This window comes from Corynebacterium sp. CCUG 69979, assembly GCF_024454095.1.
GTDB lineage: Bacteria > Actinomycetota > Actinomycetes > Mycobacteriales > Mycobacteriaceae > Corynebacterium > Corynebacterium genitalium.
Genome location: NZ_JAGPZA010000029.1, coordinates 1 through 20237 on the forward strand (window position 1 = coordinate 1; position 20237 = coordinate 20237).

Sequence of the window (20237 nt, forward strand, 5' to 3'; positions counted from 1 at the left end):
CAGGAAGCCAGATATATGCCCCAGAAGCATATATTTTCCTGAAACCTCGTGGTTAAGCCCCGGAAACCGGCGATTCCAGACACACTTTTTGTCGTTTAACCCTTCTTCATTTTGTGATCGGATCGCCATTTGGTGCACTAGCTGGTGCACTAGGGTCAAAATCCTGCACCAAACGGAACTGCGACGCTCCAACGACGCGGCGCAGGTTTTCGGTGCATTGCTTAGTGATTGCTAGGACGGCAGCAACGAAGGAACGCCACGGGAGCCGGCAGTTCGAGGAAAGCAACTGCGAACTGCTGTGCAAGTCTCACAACCGCGCCAAAGGTAACGCTTAACCAGCGGCGACGCGGGGATCTAACAATGCTGCGTCGCTAGCGCTCGCACCCAGCGAGCGAGCATCAGGCTGCGCTAGCGACGCTCAGCACGCTTCAGGTGCGGTGGTGCCGTGGCAGGGCGCGACCGGCAGAGCCGGACTGAATACGGGATTGCCCACGTACACCCCGTATTCGTGCAAAGGAGCACTGCCATGTCCACTCATTCCCACACGCTTGCATCCCACGGCGAGATCCTCGCGAACCTCCCCGGCATCCTCGGGTTCTACCCGAACAACTCGCTGATCCTCGCGTTCTTCGTCGACGACGAGGGCGTCGACACCGTCCGCCTCGGCCCGGTCGCGCGGTTCGACCTGGACGAAGCTGTTGCAAAGCTCACCGAGAGCCGCGAGCGGTTCGCAGCGTGGATCAACCACCTGGAACTCGACGCTGTTATCGCGTACATGATCAGCGACGACATTGCACAGCCGATCTTCGACGAGACGGCCACGTACCTCACCAGCGGGGCAGTGCACCTACCGCCGCTGCTCGGGGTGGTGCAGGTGCCTGAGATCGTCACCGGGGCTGCGTGGTGGTCTGTGTACCAGCATCCGCTCATCGACGAGCCGCGCCACGGCGTTGTCGGCGAGGTCGCCGCATCGGCGGCGCTGCGGCAGATGCTAGAGCACACCGGCGAGCTGCCGGAGCCGAGCAAAGACGACATCGAGGCACGGTTGAACAGCACCGATCACGGCATCGACGCTGCCGAGCACGCCGACATCATCGAAGACGCGCTGGCGTATACCCCCGCCCATGTTCTCCGACGTGCTGCAGCGTGAATACGAGCAGGCGGCGGCAGGAATAACCCAGCCGAGCACGCGCGCTGTTCGATCGGCGCTGAAATGCTTCACTACAAAGCGCTTGCGAGACGCGCTGCTCGCGGCGCTGCTCGATGACCCGCAGGCGGGCCTTGCGTTCATAGAGAAGGTTATGCGCGCTGTCCCGACCAGCTGGCCGGGGATGCGGGCGCAGCTCACCGCCACTGTCGCAGTGCTCGCGCACGCCACCGGCCAGCCGGGGCTAGCTGGCGTGGCTGCGCAGCGAGCCACCGAGATCGGGCCAGACGAGAACTTCCCGTCGCTGGTGGCGAAGCTGACCGATATCGGCCAGGGCGAGCGGATGGTCGAGCTTGTCCGCGAAGGCGCCGAGAAGACCCGCAGGATCTTGTTCACCGAGTAGCACCACACACCCCGTTGCAGCGATGCAACGGGGTTTCTTTTTCTCGCGGGGCCGTGGCCTGCAGAGATGCACACCTAGCGGGGCGGGGGAGAACCCCCTAGACAGCAGAGCTGTCTCCAACAGACGGATTGACCATCAATCCGAACAAGGAGGCACGTGATGAGCGACTTCATACACACCGACCTGGAACTGCTCTACCAGCTCGCCGACGGCATCGACGGCGAGGACGCCGATCCGGGCGCAGCGCAAGAACTGCGCGACCTAGAGGCGGCAGGCGCACCGCTGCCCTGGGCAGTGCTGTAACGGCAGCGCAACCACCCCGCAGCAGCAAAGCAGCTGCTTAAGTACCCAAATTGCACGGCAAATCACACCCACTCACGTAAGGAGAACCATCATGTCCAACCCCTTCAACAACGGCACCATCGTCGGCAACGCAGCTCGCGCACCCAAGCTGTTCGAGCACGCAAACGGTGGCGCGACGGTGAAACTCAGCGTCTATGCGCGCAACACCTTCAAGAACAAGGCCACCGGCAAGGTGGAAAGCGAGATCGTGGAGCTGACCGGCTACGTCCAGGACGCTAAGAACCCCGGCGTGTTCGGCTGCGTCGGCTCCGGCGATCGCGTTGCGGTGAGCTACTCGCTGAAAACCGACGTCTACACCGACAAGGACGGTGTGAAGCACTACCCGCTGGTCGCCCGTATCGACACCGTGCAGCTGATCGACTCCAAGAAAGAGTCCGCTGCGCGCGCAGCCCGTCGCGGAGGCGAGGCGGCGAACGCCGCCCTGGCTGGCGCTGACGCCGACAACGACGAAGCACCGTTCTAACAACGACACCCCGCAGGGAATTCAGGCTGGAGGGGTTACGTGTTCTTGAGAGGGTTTGAGGAGAAGATTGATGCGCCTGTTCGCGATCCGCGACTTCCGCCACCTGTTCGGTGCGCAGATCATCGCGCTGTTCGGCACTGGGCTGGCGACAGTGGCGCTGGGCCTACTCGCCTACGACCTGGCCGGCCCGAGCGCAGGGTCGGTGCTTGCCACCGCTCTGACGATCAAAATGGTCATGTACGTTCTGATCGCGCCGCTGGCAGCGGCGTATGCTGACCGGCTTCCGAGGCGGATGTTCCTGACACTGCTCGATGTGGTGCGCGCCGGGGTGGTGCTGGTGCTCCCGTTCGTCACGGAGGTCTGGCACATCTACGTGCTCATCGGCGTCCTGCAAGCGGCGTCGGCGGCCTTCACGCCGACATTCCAGGCCGTGATCCCCGATATCGTCACCAAGGAGTCCGACTACACCCGAGCACTGTCCGCGTCGCAGGTCGCGTACACGGTGGAGAGCATGCTCAGCCCGGTCCTGGCGGCCGTCGCGTTGACGTTCATGGCGTTCAACTGGCTGTTCATCCGCACCTCGATCGGGTTCGCGCTCTCCGCCGTGCTGGTGCTCTCGACCCACATTCCCAATGCCACCCCGAGCGGGCACGTCGGCGCCTGGGCGCGGGTCACATCGGGAGTCAGGGTCTTCTTCGCCACGCCCCGGCTGCGCGGTGTGGTGGCCTTGAACCTGGTCGTCGCGGCAGCGGGATCGATCGTCGTCGTCAACACGGTCAACTACGTCCGCGACCACCTGGGCGGCTCGCAGGCCGACGTCGCGTGGATGCTGGCCGCCTCGGGCGGCGGCACGCTGCTGGTCGCGCTGTTCCTGCCACGCGTGCTCGACCGGATCGCCGAGCGGATTGTGATGATGACCGGCGCCCTGGTGCTTTTGGCCGGAGTGCTCGCCGCCGTCGCGATGACCGCCACCCAAGTCGCATCCTGGATGGTCACCGCACCGATCTGGGTGATCATCGGCGGCGGCATGGCGATAATCGTCACCCCGACCGGGCGCGTCATCCGCGGCTCGGTGGCGAAGCAGGACCTCCCCGCGGGATTCGCCGCACAGTTCTCCCTCTCGCACCTCGCCTGGCTCGTCACCTACCCGATCGCGGCGCACCTGCTCTGGCCGCGCGAGCAGAAGGACAGCGAGGCCGCCCCGACCGGTGTCGCCGCCGCAGAGCCGGTGATCAGTGATCGGGCGGTGCGCGAGGAGACCGAAGCCGCCGAAGGCACCCTCGCGGCATGCCAGTGCGCCTGCGTGCGCACCGTCTGAACTCCGTTTGACGCGAGGGGCTCATACGTGCTGTTGCGTCACCGGATCAGCCGCGGTTTCAGGGTGGTGCAGGCCGGGCATCAGCTCACGCATAGGGCCGGCGGCATTCACTCCGGTGAGCGCGACCAGCACCTCGTCGAGGTAGTGGGCTGTGATCAGTGGTTCCTCGGAGACGACGCGGGTGCGTGTGCCCAGGGCGGGGTGCCCTGCTCCGGTGAGGGTGTGGCCGTGGATGCGTGCGGAGAACGTCGAGCTCGGCAGGTACTGGCCGGGGTCGCCGGCGATACCGAGGTCGTGCAGCAGCGTGTTCGCGGCGTGGATGCCCTGGGCGGCGGAGTCGTCCCAGTGATCGATCCGGTAGGAGCCGTGGCCGGGATAGTGATGCACGGCGACGCCGCCGGCGGCGTAGATCCGTTGCCGCGGGGCGTGCATGGAGCGCAGGCGGGAATCTACGGGGATGCCGTCGGGCCCGGTCCATGGTGCGGGGGCGGCGGGCAGAGTGCCGTGCGCGACGATCGCGAGGTCACCTTCGACCTGGCTGCCGTCGTTGAGGGTGATACTGATGCGGTCGGTGTGGGTGCGGATCGAGTGCACGGTGCGTTCCAGGTAGGCGGCGTGCTGGGGGCGGTGCAGGTCGCGTAGCCGCCGGGCGACGTGTTCGCCGATGGCGTTCGCTCCTGGGATCGCGGCGCGGGTGATGAGGGCGGCGTCGTGGCCGGCGTCGGTGAGCAGCGAGGCGGTCTCGGAGGCGACGAGGCCGCCACCAAGCATGAGCACCCGGGCAGGCTGAGTGGTCGCGAGTAGATCGCGGACGCGGACGGCGTCGGCGGCCGAGTGCAGGGTGGTCAGTCTGCCGCCGCTGATGGCCTGGTCGCGGCCGATCACCTCCTCGTCGAGAGTGCGGGGCCGGCTGCCGGTGGCGATGAGGAGCGCGTCGTAGGCGTGTGTATCGCCGGAGTCCAGCCGCAAGCGCCGAGCCCTGGGGTCGAGGCCGCGCACCGTCTCCGACCGGAGGGCGGCCCCAGTGTCGGGCAGGGCCGCCTGGGCCGGTTCGAGCAGCCCGATCGCGATGCCCTTGTTGACCAACGTCCGGTTGAACGGCACCTCACCGTTCCGGGCGTAGAGGTCGACGTCGACACCGGAAGCGTGCAGGGTTCTTGCGGCTGCGGTGCCAGCAGCGCCGGCCCCGATGATCGCGATGCTGGGCATCCTCATCAGGCTCCTTCCCCAATGGTGGTGGTGCTGGTGGTGGCGGCGAAGGCGGGCAGCAGGATCGCCTCGATGAACCACGGCGCGTCGTCGGCGTCGAGGCGCCCGGCACGCACTTCTTCGGCGGCACCGTTCATCACCACGTGCGTAGTAGTCAGCAGCCAGGACACCGGCAGATCGACCCGGAAGACACCCTCACGCTGGCCGCGCAGCAGCAGAGCCCGCATCCGTCCCTCGGCCTTCTCGTGCAGCTCGCGGATGCGTGCCGCAGGCAGTTCTTTCAGCGCGGCCGCCAGCAGCGCCCGCGACTGGTCGACCAGCACCCAGCTGGAGGCCACCAGTCGCCGGAACGCCTCGCCCGGATCACCATCCAGGGGCACCCCGCTGAGCACGTCTTCGCCGCGTTCGAGGCTGTCAACGAGGGCGGCCTCGATCAGCTCCGCGCGGGTCGGGAAGTGCCCGTAGACGGTCACTCTGCCCATCCCGGCCTCGGCGGCGATGTCGCCGACCGAAGCGTCGGGGTTCTTGCGGATCGCCGTCGCCGTCGCGGCCAGAATCCTTGCCCGGTTGCGCCGCGCATCCGCCCGCTGATTGGCCGCCCGGCCATCGCCGCCTGACGCACCGGTCGTCGTGCCGCGGGGCGTCGTCTTCTTCACCGTCATGATCCACCTCACAAGTCGTACTGGAATGTATGTGATAGTGTACCTGTTACAACTCGTACACCGATGATCGAGTTCCGGCTCGGAGGGCGAGGCGGGGCCGACAGAGAGGAGATGACGACCATGTCCACGACACACATCCCTGGGGGTGCGCGATGAGCGACACCGCCGCGCCGCGTGCCGGCGCCAAGCAGTGGTGGGGGCTTGCCGTTCTGGTGATCCCCTCGACGCTGCTGTTCATGATGCTCACGATCCTGTTTCTCGCCGCCCCGAATCTGGCCGCGGACCTGAATCCGTCGAGCACGCAGCTGCTGTGGATTCTCGACATCTACGGCTTCGTCATGGCCGGGTTCCTCGTCGCGATGGGCGTGCTCGGCGATCGGATCGGCAAGCGCCTGCTCATGGTGATCGGCGCGATCCTGTTCGCCGCTGTCTCGATCGCCGCGGCGCTGACGACGATCCCCGAACTGATGATCGTCTGGCGGGCCATCCTCGGACTGGCCGCGGCGATGATGGTGCCGGCGACGATCGGGCTGATCTTCGTGCTTTTCGCCGATGCGAAGCAGCGCGGTGTCGCGATCGGCGTGTGGGCCGGCGGCATCTCCGCTGGTGTGGCGCTGGGTCCGCTGCTGTCCGGCTTGCTGCTGGAGGGCTTCGGGTGGCAGGCCACCTTCCTGGTGGCGGTGCCGATCATGGCCCTGGTGGTCATCGGCGCCCCACTGCTGCTGCCCGAGCACAAGGACCCGAGCGCGAGGATCGATCTGTTCAGCGCTCTGCTGCTGGTCGCAGGGCTGCTGGCGATCATCTACGGCATCAAGCGTTTCGCCGCCCAGGAGCCGGCTGGTCTTTCCATCGCCCTGCTCGTGGCGGGCGCGCTGGTCGGGCTGTGGTTCGTGATCCGTCAGTTGCGGGCTGAGAAGCCGCTGCTGGATGTGCGGCTGTTCGCCAACCGCACCGTCTCCGGGGCGCTGGCGGTGTTCCTGCTCTCGGCAGCGGCACTGGGTGGGGTGTACTCGCTGTTCACCCAGTACCTCCAGCAGGTCCAGGAACTCTCGCCCCTGCAAGCCGGCTTGTCAATCCTCCCTGCGGCGGCGGTGCTGATCGTGGTCTCCACACTCTCCCCGGTCTTCGCCCGGAAGTTCAGGCCCGGCAATGTGATCGCGATCGGCCTGCTCACCCAGGTGGTCGGCTACATCCTGTTCACCCAGCTCGACGCCGACACCGGCCTGGCGCTGGTGATCGCATCCTTCGTGATCACCTACCCCGGCGTCGCCCCGTCCATGGCGCTGACCACCGATCTGGTCGTCAGCTCGGTGCCGCCGGAGAAGGCCGGCGGCGCTTCGGGGCTGGCGACCACCGCGAACGACCTGGGCATCTCCCTGGGTGTCGCAGTCATCGGCAGTGTGGGGATCGCCGCCTACCGGAATCAGATCGGCGGGCTGCTGCCCGGCGGCCTGCCCGCCGATGCCGCCGCGGCGGCATCGGACAGCGTCGACGGCGCCATGGCCACAGCAACCCAGCTGCCCGGCGCACTCGGAGAGCAGGTGGTGGCCGCAGCGCAGACCGCGTTCACCGGCGGGCTCAACACCGCGGCTATCGTCTCGGCGGTCATCGCCGGTCTCGCGGCGATCATCGCCGCAACGAGGCTGCGCCACGTCCGCCCGACCGGTGAAGCGCAGCAGGCTGCCGAGGAGCAAGCCACACCTTGACCAAATACCCCCAGCGGGTATTAATCTGACAGAGAAGTTGAACACGAGTGAAGGAGTTCTGATCATGAGTACCACCACGACTGAGTTTCAGGTAACCGGGATGAGCTGCGGGCACTGCGAGACCGCGATCCGCGCCGAGGTGTCCGAGATCGCAGGGGTGACCGGCATCGAGGTCAGCGCCCAGACCGGGCGGCTGGCCGTGACCAGCGAGCAGCCGGTCGATGAAGCCGCGGTGATCGCGGCGGTCGACGAGGCCGGCTACACCGCCGTCAGGAGCTGACATGAAGGCACCTGCAAGGCTGGGCCTGTACGGGCTGGTGCTGGTGGCTGTGTTCGCCGTGGCCGCGTTCACGGCGAACGCGGTCGTCCCGGAGAGCACGGTGCAGGCCTGGGCGGAAGACACCGAGAGAACCACCCACCAAGGACACGAAGAAGGAGGAGAAGACATGGACAGCACCGGGCACGAGGGCCACGACGCCGGAGCTGGGTCGCTCGGCCTGGGCATCGCGCAGGACGGCTACCAGCTCACCGCCGTCACCACCCCGGACGCCCTCGGCGCCGACGGTGAGCTGTCGCTGACGGTCACCGGCCCGGACGGCAAGCCGGTCACCGACTACGAGCTGGAGCACGAGAAAGAGCTGCACCTGATCGTCGTCCGCGCCGACGGCACGCATTTCCGCCACGTCCACCCCGAACGAGGCGCCGATGGCGACTGGTCGATCCCCTGGCAGTGGGAGGCGGCCGGAACCTACCGGGTGTTCGCCGACTTCGTGCCCGCCGACCACGGCGAGGGCATCACTCTATCGACCACGGTGCAGGTGCCCGGCGACTACGACCCTGTCACCGCCGAACCGGTCGCAAAGACTACGGTCGATGGGTTCGACGTCACGGTTGAGGGTGATCTGGTCGCCGGCTCCGCGTCGGAGCTGACCATGACCGTCACCCGTGACGGGAAGCCGGTCACCGCGCTGGAGCCGTACCTGGGGGCTTTCGGGCACCTGGTCGCGCTGCGCGACGACGACCTGGCCTACCTGCACGTCCACCCGCACGGGGATGCGCCGAAGCCCGGAGAGACCTCCGGTCCGGAGATCGTGTTCGAGGCTACCGCTCCCACGCCCGGCCGGTACCTACTGTTCCTCGACTTCCAGGTCGACGGGCAGGTGCACACCGCGCCGTTGGTCATCGACACCACCACCGGTGGTACCGAGGGCGAACGCGACGGCGGGAATGAGGAAGGAAGAGATCATGACTACGGCTAACAGTGTGCCGATGACAAACGCTGTCGACGCTGCCGGGATTGATTTACAGATCGGTGGCATGACCTGCGCCTCGTGCGCGAACCGGATCGAGAAGAAGCTCAACAAGCTCGACGGCGTCACCGCGTCCGTGAACTACGCAACCGAGAAAGCGAGCGTTACTGCTCCCGAAGGCTACGACCCGCAGCTGCTCATTGCCGAGGTGGAGAAGACCGGCTACACCGCCGAGCTCCCCACGCCCAAGGGCGAGATACCCAGCGATGGAGATGAGGGCGAGTCGCGTGAGGATGCCGAGCTGCGCAGCCTGCGGCAGCGGCTTATCGGCTCCGCGGTCCTGGCGGTGCCGGTCATCGCGATGGCGATGATCCCCGCGCTGCAGTTCGACTACTGGGGCTTCGCTTCCCTCGCACTGGCAGCACCTGTGGTGGTGTGGGCAGGTTGGCCGTTCCACAAGGCCGCTTGGATGAACCTTAAACACGGTGCCGCGACGATGGACACCCTCATCTCCGTGGGCACCACTGCGGCGATGATCTGGTCCCTGGTGGCGCTGTTCTTCGGCACCGCGGGCGATCGCGGCGTCGTCCACCCCTTCGAGTTCACCATCTCCCGCTCGGACGGGCTCGGGCACATCTACCTGGAGGTCGCCGCCGGGGTGATCACCTTCATCCTGCTCGGCCGCTACTTCGAGAAGCGCTCCAAGCGCCGCGCCGGAGCCGCCCTGCGCGCCCTCCTGGAACTCGGCGCGAAGGAAGTCTCCGTCCTCCGGAACGGGAAGGAGGAACGTGTTTCCATCGACGAGCTGAGCGTGGGTGATGAGTTCGTCGTCCGGCCGGGCGAGAAGATCGCCACCGACGGCGTCATCACCTCCGGCAACTCCGCGATTGACGCGTCCATGCTCACCGGCGAATCCGTGCCCGTCGAGGTCCGCGAAGGCGACACCGTGACCGGTGCGACCGTGAACGCAGGCGGGCGCCTTGTCGTGAAGGCCACTCGGGTTGGAGCGGATACGCAGCTGGCGCAGATGGCCAAGCTCGTCGAAGACGCCCAGTCCGGAAAGGCCGAGATCCAGCGCCTCGCCGACAAGGTGTCCGGGGTGTTCGTACCCATCGCGATCGCCGTCGCCGTGGCCGCGCTCGGTGCCTGGATCGGGGCCGGGTTCCCGCTCTCGGCCGGGTTCACCGCCGCCGTGGCGGTGCTGATCATCGCCTGCCCCTGCGCTCTCGGCCTCGCCACCCCCACCGCACTTCTGGTCGGCACCGGTCGGGGCGCGCAGATGGGCGTGCTCATCAAGGGCCCCGAAGTCCTGGAATCCACCAAGAAAGTCGACACCATCGTGCTGGATAAGACCGGCACCGTCACCACCGGCAAGATGACGCTCACCGAGGCGATTCCCGCCGAGGGTGTGGATCGGGGCGAGCTGCTGCGTATCGCCGGCGGCCTGGAGGACTACTCCGAGCACCCGATCGCGCAGGCCATCGCCGCCGGCGCCACCAGCGAGGTCGGCGAGCTGCCTGCCCCGGAGTCGTTCGAGAACATCGAGGGCAAGGGCGTGCAGGGCGTCGTCGACGGCCATGCCGTCCTCGCCGGCCGCGAGTCGCTGTTGGCGGACTGGTCGATCCACCTCGACGACACTCTCCGGGCCGCGAAGCAGGAGGCCGAATCGCAGGGCAAGACCGCGATCGCAGTTGGCTGGGATGGCGCCGCGCGCGGCGTGTTGGTCGTCTCCGACCAGATCAAGCCCACCTCGGCTGAGGCGATCCACCAGTTCAGGGAGCTGGGTCTGACCCCGGTGCTGCTGACCGGTGACAACCAGGCGGTGGCCGAGCAGGTTGCCTCCGAGGTCGGCATCACGCAGGTCATCGCTGAGGTCCTGCCCAAGGACAAGGTCGATGTCGTCACCCGCCTCCAAGGCGAAGGGAAGACGGTAGCGATGGTCGGTGACGGCGTCAACGACGCCCCCGCCCTCGCCCAAGCCGACCTCGGGCTCGCCATGGGCACCGGCACCGACGTCGCGATCGAGGCAGCCGACATCACCCTCGTCCGCGGCGATCTGCGCGCCGCGGCGGACGCGATCCGGCTGTCCCGGAAGACGCTGGGCACGATCAAGACGAACCTGTTCTGGGCCTTCGCCTACAACACCGCCGCGATCCCGCTGGCCGCGTTCGGACTGTTGAACCCGATGCTCGCCGGCGCCGCAATGGCCCTGTCCAGCGTGTTCGTCGTCTCCAACAGCCTCCGGCTGCGCACCTTCAAGGCCCGTGCGGACGACGCCTCCACCCCGGCACCGGCTCGCGAGCCGGTCGCCGCCTGAACCATCCAATCGTCATCACCCAACCACGAAAGGACCTATCTGATGACTGCACACGACCACCACAACCACGACCACGACCACGGCAGCGCCTCTGGCGGCTGCAGCGGCCACGCCCCCAAGACCGAGGACCTCGCAAAGGCGAACAGTGACCATGTGACCGAGTGCCTGGTCATGGCCGGCACCCCGGTCATCAAGTCCGACGCTGAGGCCGCAGGCCTCTACCGCGACTACCAGGGCCAGCGGTACTGGTTCTGCTGCGCCGCCTGCGGCCCGCTGTTCGACGCCGACCCCGACCGCTACGCCAACGCCGCCTGACAGGCGACCAGAACGACCCGGGTTCCGTGCCTCCCGCCTTTTGAACTGCTTCCCATTAGTTGGACTGAGAAATCAGTTACCAACTAGTGAGGAGCAGTTTTCATTGAGAGCACGAAGTTCGCTGAGCGAACATCAGCGTGAGCAGCTGGTGGAGTGTTTCGAGCAAGGCATGAGCTACGGAACCGCTGCCAAGACTCTTGGTGTCTCCAAATACGCCGTCCGTACGCTGCGTCGCCGGTTTCAGCTGCATGGCAGGCTATGTCTTGTGGAGAAACCGACAAAGCAGCAGTACTCGTTCGACATCAAGAAGGAAATTGTCCAACGCCACCTTGCCGGCGAGACAAAGATGGATCTTGCACGCGAGTTTGGCCTGTCGTCAGACCAACTCGTCAAAGATTGGTCCCGGAAATGGCGCAAAGGCGGCGATGACGCGTTGAAGCCGAAGCCGAAAGGCAGACCCAAAAGCTCGGCCGCACCGAGGCGGCTTACAGAAGAAGAGAAGCTGCGCCGTCAGATCGCACGGTTGGAAGCGGAAAACGCTTATCTAAAAAAATTGCGGGACTTGAGGAACCAGGGACACGCCTGAAAGTCCAGGCGATCGTCATCCTCAAGTCGCACCACCGCCTGGAGCACCTGCTAAAGGCAGCAGGTATCCCACGGTCGACATTCTTCTACCACCAGAAACGACTCAACGAACCGGATAAGTACGCAGTGCTCAAAGACGCGATCCGGGAAAGCTTCGAACGCAATAAGCATCGCTATGGCTACCGGCGGGTGCTGCTGGACCTGCGTAACCAGGGCTGGGTGGTCAACCACAAACTCGTCTACAAACTCATGTGCCAGATGGGTCTTCGAGCCAAGATCCGCCAACGCAGGCCGTATGTTTCCTACAGCGGGACGATCAGCCACATCGCTGACAACACACTTGACCGCAAGTTCACCCCGGATAAGCCAAATACCGTCTTTGTCAGCGACGTCACCGAGTTCAGGGTCGCAGGCCGCAAGATATACCTGTCACCGGTGATGGACTTGTTCGACCGCTCCATCGTCGCTCACACCGTTGCCACATCGCCGTCGACAGCGTTTACCACCGATTCTTTATCCAAGGCGATCGCAGCGTGTGCACCTGAACCCGGGTGGATGATGCACACCGATCAAGGCTTCCAGTACCAGCATTCCTCGTGGCGCAACCTGATCGGCGATAACGGAGGTGTTCAGTCGATGTCGCGAAAAGCCAACTGCTACGACAACGCGGTCATGGAGAACTTCTTCGGGCACGTGAAAACCGAGATGTACCACGGCGAAGTCTTCGACACCGTCGAGGAGTTCAACCAAGCGATCGACGAGTACATCGGGTGGTACAACACCGAACGCGTCCAACAACGACTCAAGGGCCTGACCCCGATGCAATATCGGAATCAGACCCTTGAAGCCCTCACAGCCTAGAATTAAACCAGTCCAACTTTCGGGGGCCAGTTCAAACCTGCGGGGTTATTTTTTTCAACTATTTCACGGTGTTGATCCAGCTCTTTCACGGCCTTACCCAACTGAACAAAACCCAACAGCCCTAGCATCAGCTTGGCGATCGGGGTGGAGTCTTTTGAGTAGGTCTGTCCCTCCTTGAGGAACTTCACCGACACTCCTTTGCTGACTAGCTCGTCAACAATGGCGTACAGATCCGTCAGTGAACGCGCGCACCGATCCATCGACGTGACGACAAGCTGATCTCCTGCACGGACATATCGCATTGCTTCATCAAGTCCAGGGCGCTCACGCGATCCACCACTGGCCTTATCCGTGTAATAGGTGAAGACCTTCTCTGCCTTGAGTTGTTCAATCTGACGATCAAGGTTCTGATCTTTCGAACTCACCCGGGCATAGCCCACCTTTTGTCCTGAGATCGCCCCCAACTGTTCAGTGATCTCCAGAGGCAGTGACGGTTCTGTTCCGTTAGTCTTGGAACTAACCCTAGCGAACAGGAAGTTTTGTCATTCACAAATTGTTCGCTTGGGGTGTACCCCAAAAGCCTCATGTCTCGATTATGCCTCACAAACCCCTACCGAGCACCACCCTGCGACAACTTAGGGCGAGACGCTTTAGTGAGACGGGGAGGAGGCCAATTGCCCCATGAAACGGTCTCACATTCCAGTTCCTGCCGGGTGTCTCATAAAACTTTAGGTTTTCAGGACGCTCCGCGACCGCTAGTGGGCCATATAAGCGAGTCGGGTGTGGTCATCGACAGCGGCATGGACGTGGTCGAACCCGATCGGGTCTTCCGGTCGCGGATCGGTCGTGGACTCGCCAACCGCCGCTGTCGGGGATGCGGCTGAGTTTCTTCACATCGATATGGATGAGCTTGCCTGGCCACCAGCAACGCTCTCGCATGCGTGGTCAAGCGGGCGTTACCGTTGGGCATAGAGGCCTCCTGGCAGTGAAGAACTAGACAGCTCCACTAAGCCAGGAGGCCTAGCTATTTCACAAGACCGAAAGTGCCACCAACGTCACGGTCGAGTACAACTAGTGGGTGTCACTGTGGCTTTCCGAAGTCCACCACACTGACGTTCCCGTCATTGCGGGGGGGCGGTACAGAGGGCTTCTGACGGATTGCCCGAAGTCCTCTGCACGAATTGACTTCCGGCCTGATGCCGCTGTACCAACCTGTCCTGATAGGCGGGCGCCTCGTTTGCCAGAAGATGGGCAAGGTTCCCTCTCCCCCTTGCTTTTTGGGAGTCCTCGGCCAGCTACGGGATCGTGCCTGGCCGGTCCTCGGTCGAGTTGTTGTCCGGAGTTGGTGTGCAGCAGTCGGGTTCCCCGCTTTGCCCGGGGCCCTCGCCTGTGGGCGGTGTTCCCTGTCTGATGCGCAGTCTCCTGCGCCGGTTGAGGGCGGCCAATGCCGATGCGAGCACCACGGCTGCGGCGAGGGCTGCGATCAGGGTGCTGTTGTCGCTGATCCAGGCGCTGGCGGCGGCTGACCATACGGCGAGGCTGTTGGCCTGTGCGGTTCCGCCGGTGGCGGCGGGATACCAATACCAGCTGAGGTAGGCGCCGGTTATGGTGAGGATGAAGGCGGCGATGCGGTTGCTGTGCTTGGCCAGGCCGGTGATTCTTCGCCCGAGGGCGGCCCCGGCGATGGCCGTGCCTGCCGAAACGAGCATCAGGACAGTGGCCGAGCCTGCGGCGTAGGCGGCGAAGACCGCGAGCAGCCCGGCGTAGCTGGCGACGGCCTGGGCTTGGGCGATCACGGCCAGGAGCACCCCGAGGGTGCAGCCGAGGGATGCTGCGGCGTATCCGACCCCGAAGGCCACCATGCGCCCGGTTTTGTGACCTGCCCCTGCGGCTTCTTGTGTGCGGGGTTTCGTGGCCCAGGCCGGCAGACGGAGCTGTGGTGTGAGTCCGGTGAGCATGGCCAGGCCCAGCAGGAGAAGGATCACCCCGGTGGCCATTCCCAGCCAGGGCGCTGCGCTGATCAGGGTCCTGGCGCCCGCGCTGACGATCAGCCCGAAGGCTGCCAGGGTCCCGGCGAAGCCGAGGCTGAGCGCGAGCCCGGCCCGGAGCCCGTGGGCCAGACGCAGCGCGAGCGGGCGCGTCCGGGCGTCCCCGATGGTCTGGGCTATCCAGGCGGGCAGGAGGGCGAAACCGCAGGGATTGACCGGGGCAATCATTCCAGCGGCGAAGGCCAGGGCAAGCAGGGCTGTCATTGGGCGCCGGCCTTGGTGAGTTCTTCTTGGATCTTTTCCGCAGACGGGTCGGTGGCCCGGAAGGTAACGTCACCCTTCGCGTCGACCACCACCAGGGTGCTTATGGAGGTGACCTTGTACCGGGTGGTCAGTGTGGCCCCGGTGTCGATGACGGCAGGGAGCTCAGGGGCCTTGATGTAATCGCGGAATCCGTTGATGGTCTCCTTCGGTTCTCGGGGGTCCACGTCCACCAGGAGGTAGTCGGCCGAGCTTCCCAGGGCCGTGGAGGCCTTGTTCAGGGAATCGGCCCCTTCCACACACTCACCGCATCCGACAGAGAAGAAGAACAGTGCTGCGGGCTTACCGTCCGGGATGGTCCGGGTAGTGCCGTCAATGTCGGAGACCGTAACAGCAACGGCACCGGCCGCGTCGGGCGACGAACCGCCTGGCGCGGCCGACGGGCCGCTCGGTGAGCTGGCGCAGGCGGTTGTCAGTGCCATGACCGCTGTCAGAAACAGGGCGGAGGCGAGGTGCCTGGGCCGGGGAACGGACAGAGAACGGCGGGATCTCGGGTATGTCATGGTGTCTGGTGGTTCCTTCCAGGAATGGGGATGGGGACTCAGGCGGTGCCGTGGTCGGTGCGGTGGTGCTCGGGGGATGCGGGAGGGCAGCAGTCGTCGGTCCTGCGGCGTTTTCGCTGCCTGGTGACGGCGATGATCCCGGCCAGGAGCACCGTGGCGGCCGCGAGTAACACGAGGGGATTTGAGAAGAATCCGGCGATCGCGCCGAGGGCTCCGGCGGCGATGAGGATGGGTCCTGCGCAGCACAGGATCATGGCCGCTGCTATGCCGATTCCTGCGGCCAGTGTGTGGTATCGCCCGGGGCGACCGGTCTGCCGGACGGGTTGATGGCCGGTGTCTGGCTGTTCTGGGTGCTGGGTCATGTCATGTCCTTTTAAAGCTCAGCAGCAGGAGTCCTGCGCCGCGGGGGCCCGCGTGGCGGCCGCGGCGAGGAGGGCGGAGGCCATGGCGGCACCGGCCCGGTGTGCCGCCTCGATGTCCAGGACTTCGCCGTCGGGATGGGAATCCAACCACGGCTGGGCGTCCTCGCGGGAGGCGAAGTAGTGGACCTGGTTGCAGAACGATGACCGCACCGGCCCCGTGCCCGGGTGGCTGATGATGGACACGACGGCGGTGGCCGGCTGCACGGAGGTCACCGTGCCGTCCGCGCCCGTCATCACCCGGATGAGGGTCCCGCTACCCGGGGAGGTCGACTCAATGGTTGCGGCCTTCCCGATCAGGGCCGGGAAGAAGAGGGTGTCCAGGGCGCACCAGGTGTAGAGCTGTTCCCCGGCCAGGGTGAAGCGATGCGGGGTGGGCCGCATCGTCAGGGCCAGGCCGATGATGCGGCCCTCGTCGTCGTACTCGGTGTCCGGGACGGCGGCCAGTCCCTGCCGGACCGTGTCTTCGCTCCGGCCACTGGCGGTGGCCAGTTCGGCGACCGTGACGGGCTCGCCCTCGGCCAGGAGCCGCAGCAGCGGCACGAACAATTCCGGGTCTATTCCGGAGCGCGCGGGGGACAACAGATAGGTGAGGGCCTGGTCGGTGGCGGTCATGGCATTCCTTTGCTTCGGTAGTGGGGGCTGCAGCTCAGGCGCAGCAGGAGAGCTTGGAGACGTCGGTGTTGAAGGCCTTGGCGGCGATCCTGATGCCCTCGGCCATCGTCAGGTAGGGGCTCCAGGCGGCGGCGACCTGCGCGGTGGTCATGCCCGCTTCGAGGATGTAGACGCCGGCGGCGGCGATCTCCCCGGCGTCCTTGGCCACCGCGGAGAGGCCCAGGATCCGTCCGGTGTCGCGGTCCGCGACAACCTTGATGAAGCCGCGGGTGTCGCGGTTGACCACGGCTCGCGGCACGTACTCCAGGGGGAGGACCCGGCACTCGCAGCTGATCCCGGCGGCGACAGCTTCCTTTTCCGTCATCCCGACCGCCCCGATGGCGGGACTGGTGAAGGTGACCCGGGGCAGGTGCCGGTAGTCGACCTCGGCCAGGGCATCGGTGAACGCATTGTCCACGGCCAGGGCGCCGTGGGCCGCTGCGACGTAAACGAACTCCCGATGGCCGGTCGCGTCCCCGGCGGCCCAAACCCGCGGGTTGGACGTGGCCAGGCGGGAATCGACCACGATCTCGCCGGATGCGCCGGTCTTCACCCCGACGGCGTCAAGGTCCAGTCCCTCGGTCACCGGGCGGCGGCCCAGTGCCACGAGGATGTGGGAAGCGCGGAACACCTCCTCGTCCCCGGCCACGTTTGCCGTCACCGAGACCCCGTCCGGGCCGGAGGCCACGGAGTCGGCCATGGCCCGCCGGACCACCCGGATCCCCTCGTCGGCGAACACCCCCGCCAACGCCTTGGATGCCTCCGGTTCCTCCTGCGAGGCCAACTGGGAACGGACCAGCATGGTCACCCGGGAGCCCAGCCGGGAGAAAAGCTGTGCCATCTCCAGGGCAACATAGCCTCCGCCCAGGATCAGCATTGATTCGGGCACCTCGTCCAGTTCCATCGCCGTCGTCGAGGTCAGGTACCCGGCCTCGGCCAGTCCGGGAACGGGCGGTACGTAGGGTGCGGAGCCAGTGGCCACGAGGTAGTGCCCGGCCTCGATCGTTCTCACTGCACCATCCGGGGAGATCACCCGGAGCAGCGGTGCGTCCTGGGTTCCGGTGAACGACGCGTCCCCCGAGATCATCGTCCACCCGTAGTCCGCGGCCAGATCGACGTACTTCTCCGTGCGCATGCTTTCAACCAGCGCGGCCTTGCCCTGAATCAGGGCCGGCATGTCCACCGGGCCCGCCGAGGCCGCCACCCCAGGGAAGCGGGCCGAATCCAACGCCACGTGGCGGGCCTCCGCGGCAGCCAGGAGCGCCTTCGACGGGACGCAGCCCGTGTTCACGCATGTCCCGCCCACGGTGCCGCGCTCCACCATCACGACGCGCTTGCCCAGTCCGGTGGCCCGGATCGCGGCCGCAAACGCTCCGCCGCCGGAACCAATAATCGCCAGATCGAACTTTTCGTTTGTCATTCCAGATGTCTCTTCCCTGTGGTTCAAAAGTTCCTATGGAACCATTGTGAACCTTCCAGTACAATGGAAGGTCAAGTGTGGTGGCCATTGGAAGGGGAATTGGCGAACATGAGGATCGGACAGCTTGCGGAAGCAACCGGAACCACGACCAAGACCCTGCGGTTCTACGAGGAGTCGGGGCTGCTCCCTCCGGCCGAGCGATTGGCCTCCGGCTATCGGGACTACGCCGAGGATGCCGTGGGTCGGGTCGGGTTCATCCACCGGGGCCAGGCCGCCGGGCTGACCCTCGCCCAGATCCGCCAGATCCTCGACATCCGCGACGGCGGCCAGGCGCCCTGCGAGCACGTGCGCGACCTGCTTGACGTGCGCCTCGCTGAGATCGAGCAGCAGATCGCGCAGCTCTCCGTGCTGCGCGACACTATCGCGGACCTCAGACAGGACGCCGCACACCCGGACCCTGAAACGTGCAGCACCGATCAAGTGTGTAGGTACTTGTAATCCAATTGGGCACACCTCCTTAGCAACCACGCTATGCGAGAGTTGCAGCTCGACGAGAGCCAGGATGACAGGATTAACCGCCAGGAGCTATCTATAAATAGGGACTATTTCTTACCTGGAAGTAACATTTTGGCGGTTGAGGATAATACCTTTGGTGCATTTTGAGCCAAAAGCTTCTTGGCCTCTGGACTGACAGTTGCCACCACAGCACTCGCAACCAAAACTGAGCCTATAAGGTGCTGTTGCAAAGTTGGGGCAGTAGAAAGACCGGCGTGAAATAATCAGAGCCATGGGCATCTTCTCCGGTCGGCATTTCCCCCGTGACATCATCCTGTGGGCGGTGCGGTGGTACTGCCGCTACGGCGTGAGCTACCGCGACCTCGAAGAAATGATGACCGAGCGGGGTGTGCCAGTCGATCACACCACGATCTACCGCTGGGTGCAGAAATACGCCCCTGAGCTGGATAAGCAAACTCGCTGGTACCGGCAGGTACCCGACTGGCAGGCCCGGTCCTGGCGGGTGGATGAGACCTATATCCGGGTCGGCGGCAGGTGGTGCTATCTCTACCGGGCTATTACCGCCGGTGGGCAGACCTTAGACTTCTACCTCTCACCAAAACGGAATGTGGCTGCGGCCAAGCGTTTCCTGGCCAAGACGCTGCGATCGAATACGACAGCCGGGTCCCCGCGGGTCATCAACACCGACAAGGCACCAGCTCTGGCCAAGGCAATATCCGAGCTGAAGGCGGAGGGAATCTGCCCTCAGACGGTGGAGCACCGTCAGGTGAAATACCTGAACAACGTTCTCGAGGGAGATCATGGCCGGTTGAAACGAATCCTGGGACCGAAGGGGACGTTCAAAAATCGGACGTCTGCCTACCGGACGTTGAAAGGGATGGAAGCGATGCATTCATTGCGGAAAGGCCAGGGCGCGATGTTTGCCTACGAGCAACCGAACCCGGATGCGGTGATCGTCAGCCGGGTGTTCGAGGCTGCCTGAGAACGCCGACCCGCAGCGAGCATCAGAGGATGAAGACTGGGTCGTCACGGCTCTCCGCCTGAAGTTTGCAACAGCACCATTGATTCTCAGGCGTCCGTGAAGGGTTTTCCCTTCAAACTCAATGCTCGATGATCCTGCCTCGCCGAACATCTGATTGAACGTAGCGGACATGAGCCGATCTCCTTATCGTGTGGGGCTCGACGGTGTCCAGCCGACCTCTGCGTAGAGTTCGGCGATCGGTTCGCGGATCCATTCTGGTTTCGTCGTGCCAGACAGTTCATCAATGTAGCGTGCTCCGCGTCGTTCGTCGTAACCGAGGCTTTCCAGGTCGGGACGACGAAGGTCGTACTTCGAGCGGAAGTTCGATGCGTCACCTTCAATGATGTTGAACAGCTGCTCTGCCGCTTTACGCTTGCGCGAGTCATCGTCGTCGAAGTAGGACAATGTGAGCCGGTGGAGCTCTTCAGCGGTCTGGATCCAGTTCTCGTCGACGAAGCTCTGGTCATGCTCGGACAGTTTGACGCGCTGCATCGGCACGCCAGTGAAGCTGACGTTCGCCAGGGTGCACTGGGACAGGTCGACCTCGTCCAGCTGCGTCTTGGTGTGATGCTCCATGAAGTTGACGTCTTCGAGGTGTCCGCTGATCGTGGTGTGCTCGACGATGTCGTAGAGGAATTTACCCTTGCACAGGACGACATCGGTCAGCGTGCTTCCACTGATCCGGTCGAACCAATCACCTTTCAGCGGGTGAACGGGGGAGGACCTGACCCCTGTTTGGTAGACACCTCTGAGTCCGGCTGTGTTGAGTCGGGGAAAGGTAATCTACCTCCATGCC

At 64.9% G+C, this 20237-nt stretch carries 22 protein-coding genes and 1 pseudogene; 13 read left to right on the forward strand and 10 right to left on the reverse strand.

Translation table 11 applies throughout. From position 1 onward, the window contains the following. Positions 1 to 526 precede the first annotated feature (526 nt). The 5 genes from KBX18_RS11210 to KBX18_RS11230 all read left to right on the forward strand — a co-directional run bounded on the left by KBX18_RS11210 (position 527) and on the right by KBX18_RS11230 (position 3694). Positions 527 to 1150, forward strand: a complete 624-nt coding sequence (locus tag KBX18_RS11210; protein ID WP_255996196.1) for a DUF4192 family protein — start codon at positions 527 to 529, stop codon at positions 1148 to 1150. After that, positions 1125 to 1550 (forward strand): DUF4192 family protein, encoded by a 426-nt coding sequence (locus KBX18_RS11215; protein WP_255996197.1) that lies wholly within the window; start codon positions 1125 to 1127, stop codon positions 1548 to 1550. Before KBX18_RS11210 ends, KBX18_RS11215 begins: the two co-directional genes overlap by 26 nt. A 159-nt stretch (positions 1551 to 1709) precedes the next feature. After that, complete coding sequence (locus tag KBX18_RS11220; protein WP_005285999.1) at positions 1710 to 1853, forward strand: hypothetical protein; 144 nt, start codon at positions 1710 to 1712, stop codon at positions 1851 to 1853. A 91-nt stretch (positions 1854 to 1944) separates the two neighbouring features. Next, positions 1945 to 2376, forward strand: a complete 432-nt coding sequence (locus KBX18_RS11225; RefSeq protein WP_255996198.1) for a single-stranded DNA-binding protein — start codon at positions 1945 to 1947, stop codon at positions 2374 to 2376. Between the two features lie 70 nt (positions 2377 to 2446). Next, positions 2447 to 3694, forward strand: a complete 1248-nt coding sequence (locus tag KBX18_RS11230; RefSeq protein WP_255996199.1) for an MFS transporter — start codon at positions 2447 to 2449, stop codon at positions 3692 to 3694. Between the two features lie 21 nt (positions 3695 to 3715). Here the strand turns inward: KBX18_RS11230 and KBX18_RS11235 are convergent, their stop codons facing one another. Next, entirely contained in the window at positions 3716 to 4909 is a 1194-nt protein-coding gene (locus tag KBX18_RS11235; protein WP_255996200.1) for an FAD-dependent oxidoreductase, read from the reverse strand. Further along, positions 4909 to 5565 carry a TetR/AcrR family transcriptional regulator gene (locus KBX18_RS11240; protein ID WP_255996201.1) on the reverse strand — a complete coding sequence of 219 codons (657 nt, stop codon included), beginning with the start codon at positions 5563 to 5565 and terminating at the stop codon, positions 4909 to 4911. Before KBX18_RS11240 ends, KBX18_RS11235 begins: the two co-directional genes overlap by 1 nt. A gap of 152 nt (positions 5566 to 5717) precedes the next feature. On the opposite strand from KBX18_RS11240, the gene KBX18_RS11245 reads away from it, so the two are divergent. The 6 genes from KBX18_RS11245 (at position 5718) to KBX18_RS11270 (ending at position 12599) form a co-directional block, all read left to right on the forward strand. Continuing rightward, positions 5718 to 7271: an MFS transporter gene (locus KBX18_RS11245; RefSeq protein WP_255996202.1), complete on the forward strand. Its 1554-nt coding sequence runs from the start codon at positions 5718 to 5720 to the stop codon at positions 7269 to 7271. A 64-nt stretch (positions 7272 to 7335) separates the two neighbouring features. Then, a complete protein-coding gene (locus tag KBX18_RS11250; protein ID WP_255996203.1) occupies positions 7336 to 7551 on the forward strand; it encodes a heavy-metal-associated domain-containing protein in 216 nt (71 codons plus the stop codon). A gap of 1 nt (position 7552) precedes the next feature. Continuing rightward, positions 7553 to 8530 carry a hypothetical protein gene (locus tag KBX18_RS11255; RefSeq protein ID WP_255996204.1) on the forward strand — a complete coding sequence of 326 codons (978 nt, stop codon included), beginning with the start codon at positions 7553 to 7555 and terminating at the stop codon, positions 8528 to 8530. Continuing rightward, complete coding sequence (locus KBX18_RS11260) at positions 8517 to 10838, forward strand: cation-translocating P-type ATPase (RefSeq protein ID WP_255996205.1); 2322 nt, start codon at positions 8517 to 8519, stop codon at positions 10836 to 10838. Before KBX18_RS11255 ends, KBX18_RS11260 begins: the two co-directional genes overlap by 14 nt. Positions 10839 to 10880: 42 nt before the next feature. Further along, positions 10881 to 11153 carry a YHS domain-containing protein gene (locus KBX18_RS11265; protein WP_255996206.1) on the forward strand — a complete coding sequence of 91 codons (273 nt, stop codon included), beginning with the start codon at positions 10881 to 10883 and terminating at the stop codon, positions 11151 to 11153. A gap of 103 nt (positions 11154 to 11256) precedes the next feature. After that, positions 11257 to 12599, forward strand: a protein-coding gene (locus KBX18_RS11270) for an IS3 family transposase (RefSeq protein WP_255996207.1) whose coding sequence is annotated in 2 segments (ribosomal slippage) — positions 11257 to 11698 and positions 11698 to 12599 — 1344 coding nt in all. Because the reading frame shifts where the segments join, the coding sequence is not laid out codon by codon here. A 2-nt stretch (positions 12600 to 12601) separates the two neighbouring features. Here the strand turns inward: KBX18_RS11270 and KBX18_RS11275 are convergent. From KBX18_RS11275 to merA, 7 genes and pseudogenes are all read right to left on the reverse strand, one after another. Next, positions 12602 to 13039 (reverse strand): recombinase family protein, encoded by a 438-nt coding sequence (locus KBX18_RS11275; RefSeq protein ID WP_255996208.1) that lies wholly within the window; start codon positions 13037 to 13039, stop codon positions 12602 to 12604. A 327-nt stretch (positions 13040 to 13366) separates the two neighbouring features. Further along, positions 13367 to 13517: pseudogene (locus KBX18_RS11280) on the reverse strand (IS481 family transposase); the annotation flags it as partial. Between the two features lie 377 nt (positions 13518 to 13894). Continuing rightward, positions 13895 to 14851 (reverse strand): cytochrome c biogenesis CcdA family protein, encoded by a 957-nt coding sequence (locus tag KBX18_RS11285; protein ID WP_255996209.1) that lies wholly within the window; start codon positions 14849 to 14851, stop codon positions 13895 to 13897. Beyond that, a complete protein-coding gene (locus KBX18_RS11290; protein WP_070762601.1) occupies positions 14848 to 15411 on the reverse strand; it encodes a mercury transporter in 564 nt (187 codons plus the stop codon). Before KBX18_RS11290 ends, KBX18_RS11285 begins: the two co-directional genes overlap by 4 nt. 38 nt (positions 15412 to 15449) lie before the next feature. After that, positions 15450 to 15773, reverse strand: coding sequence for a hypothetical protein (locus KBX18_RS11295; protein ID WP_228496498.1), 324 nt, complete (start codon positions 15771 to 15773; stop codon positions 15450 to 15452). Between the two features lie 18 nt (positions 15774 to 15791). Continuing rightward, a complete protein-coding gene (gene merB, locus KBX18_RS11300) occupies positions 15792 to 16445 on the reverse strand; it encodes an organomercurial lyase MerB (protein WP_004601217.1) in 654 nt (217 codons plus the stop codon). Positions 16446 to 16479: 34 nt separating this feature from the next. Next, positions 16480 to 17904: a mercury(II) reductase gene (gene merA / locus KBX18_RS11305; protein ID WP_255996210.1), complete on the reverse strand. Its 1425-nt coding sequence runs from the start codon at positions 17902 to 17904 to the stop codon at positions 16480 to 16482. A gap of 108 nt (positions 17905 to 18012) precedes the next feature. Between merA and KBX18_RS11310 the strand changes: the two genes are divergently transcribed. Beyond that, the gene (locus KBX18_RS11310) at positions 18013 to 18402 is read left to right on the forward strand and encodes a heavy metal-responsive transcriptional regulator (RefSeq protein ID WP_004601215.1); all 390 of its coding nucleotides are present in this window, start codon (positions 18013 to 18015) and stop codon (positions 18400 to 18402) included. A gap of 289 nt (positions 18403 to 18691) precedes the next feature. After that, positions 18692 to 19402, forward strand: coding sequence for an IS6 family transposase (locus KBX18_RS11315; protein ID WP_005291576.1), 711 nt, complete (start codon positions 18692 to 18694; stop codon positions 19400 to 19402). 183 nt (positions 19403 to 19585) lie between these two features. On the opposite strand, the gene KBX18_RS11320 is transcribed toward KBX18_RS11315, so the two are convergent. Then, complete coding sequence (locus tag KBX18_RS11320) at positions 19586 to 20017, reverse strand: hypothetical protein (RefSeq protein ID WP_255996211.1); 432 nt, start codon at positions 20015 to 20017, stop codon at positions 19586 to 19588. Positions 20018 to 20237: the final 220 nt, after the last annotated feature.

Coding starts and splice junctions, on each gene's coding strand:
- merA (WP_255996210.1), bottom strand. CDS start 17,904: ATGACAAACGAAAAGTTCGATCTGGCGATTATTGGTTCCGGCGGCGGA.
- KBX18_RS11210 (WP_255996196.1), top strand. CDS start 527: ATGTCCACTCATTCCCACACGCTTGCATCCCACGGCGAGATCCTCGCG.
- KBX18_RS11295 (WP_228496498.1), bottom strand. CDS start 15,773: ATGACCCAGCACCCAGAACAGCCAGACACCGGCCATCAACCCGTCCGG.
- KBX18_RS11285 (WP_255996209.1), bottom strand. CDS start 14,851: ATGACAGCCCTGCTTGCCCTGGCCTTCGCCGCTGGAATGATTGCCCCG.
- KBX18_RS11230 (WP_255996199.1), top strand. CDS start 2,447: ATGCGCCTGTTCGCGATCCGCGACTTCCGCCACCTGTTCGGTGCGCAG.
- KBX18_RS11320 (WP_255996211.1), bottom strand. CDS start 20,017: ATGGAGCATCACACCAAGACGCAGCTGGACGAGGTCGACCTGTCCCAG.
- KBX18_RS11250 (WP_255996203.1), top strand. CDS start 7,336: ATGAGTACCACCACGACTGAGTTTCAGGTAACCGGGATGAGCTGCGGG.
- KBX18_RS11260 (WP_255996205.1), top strand. CDS start 8,517: ATGACTACGGCTAACAGTGTGCCGATGACAAACGCTGTCGACGCTGCC.
- KBX18_RS11290 (WP_070762601.1), bottom strand. CDS start 15,411: ATGACATACCCGAGATCCCGCCGTTCTCTGTCCGTTCCCCGGCCCAGG.
- KBX18_RS11310 (WP_004601215.1), top strand. CDS start 18,013: ATGAGGATCGGACAGCTTGCGGAAGCAACCGGAACCACGACCAAGACC.
- KBX18_RS11215 (WP_255996197.1), top strand. CDS start 1,125: ATGTTCTCCGACGTGCTGCAGCGTGAATACGAGCAGGCGGCGGCAGGA.
- KBX18_RS11315 (WP_005291576.1), top strand. CDS start 18,692: ATGGGCATCTTCTCCGGTCGGCATTTCCCCCGTGACATCATCCTGTGG.
- KBX18_RS11220 (WP_005285999.1), top strand. CDS start 1,710: ATGAGCGACTTCATACACACCGACCTGGAACTGCTCTACCAGCTCGCC.
- KBX18_RS11255 (WP_255996204.1), top strand. CDS start 7,553: ATGAAGGCACCTGCAAGGCTGGGCCTGTACGGGCTGGTGCTGGTGGCT.
- merB (WP_004601217.1), bottom strand. CDS start 16,445: ATGACCGCCACCGACCAGGCCCTCACCTATCTGTTGTCCCCCGCGCGC.
- KBX18_RS11240 (WP_255996201.1), bottom strand. CDS start 5,565: ATGACGGTGAAGAAGACGACGCCCCGCGGCACGACGACCGGTGCGTCA.
- KBX18_RS11265 (WP_255996206.1), top strand. CDS start 10,881: ATGACTGCACACGACCACCACAACCACGACCACGACCACGGCAGCGCC.
- KBX18_RS11245 (WP_255996202.1), top strand. CDS start 5,718: ATGAGCGACACCGCCGCGCCGCGTGCCGGCGCCAAGCAGTGGTGGGGG.
- KBX18_RS11235 (WP_255996200.1), bottom strand. CDS start 4,909: ATGAGGATGCCCAGCATCGCGATCATCGGGGCCGGCGCTGCTGGCACC.
- KBX18_RS11225 (WP_255996198.1), top strand. CDS start 1,945: ATGTCCAACCCCTTCAACAACGGCACCATCGTCGGCAACGCAGCTCGC.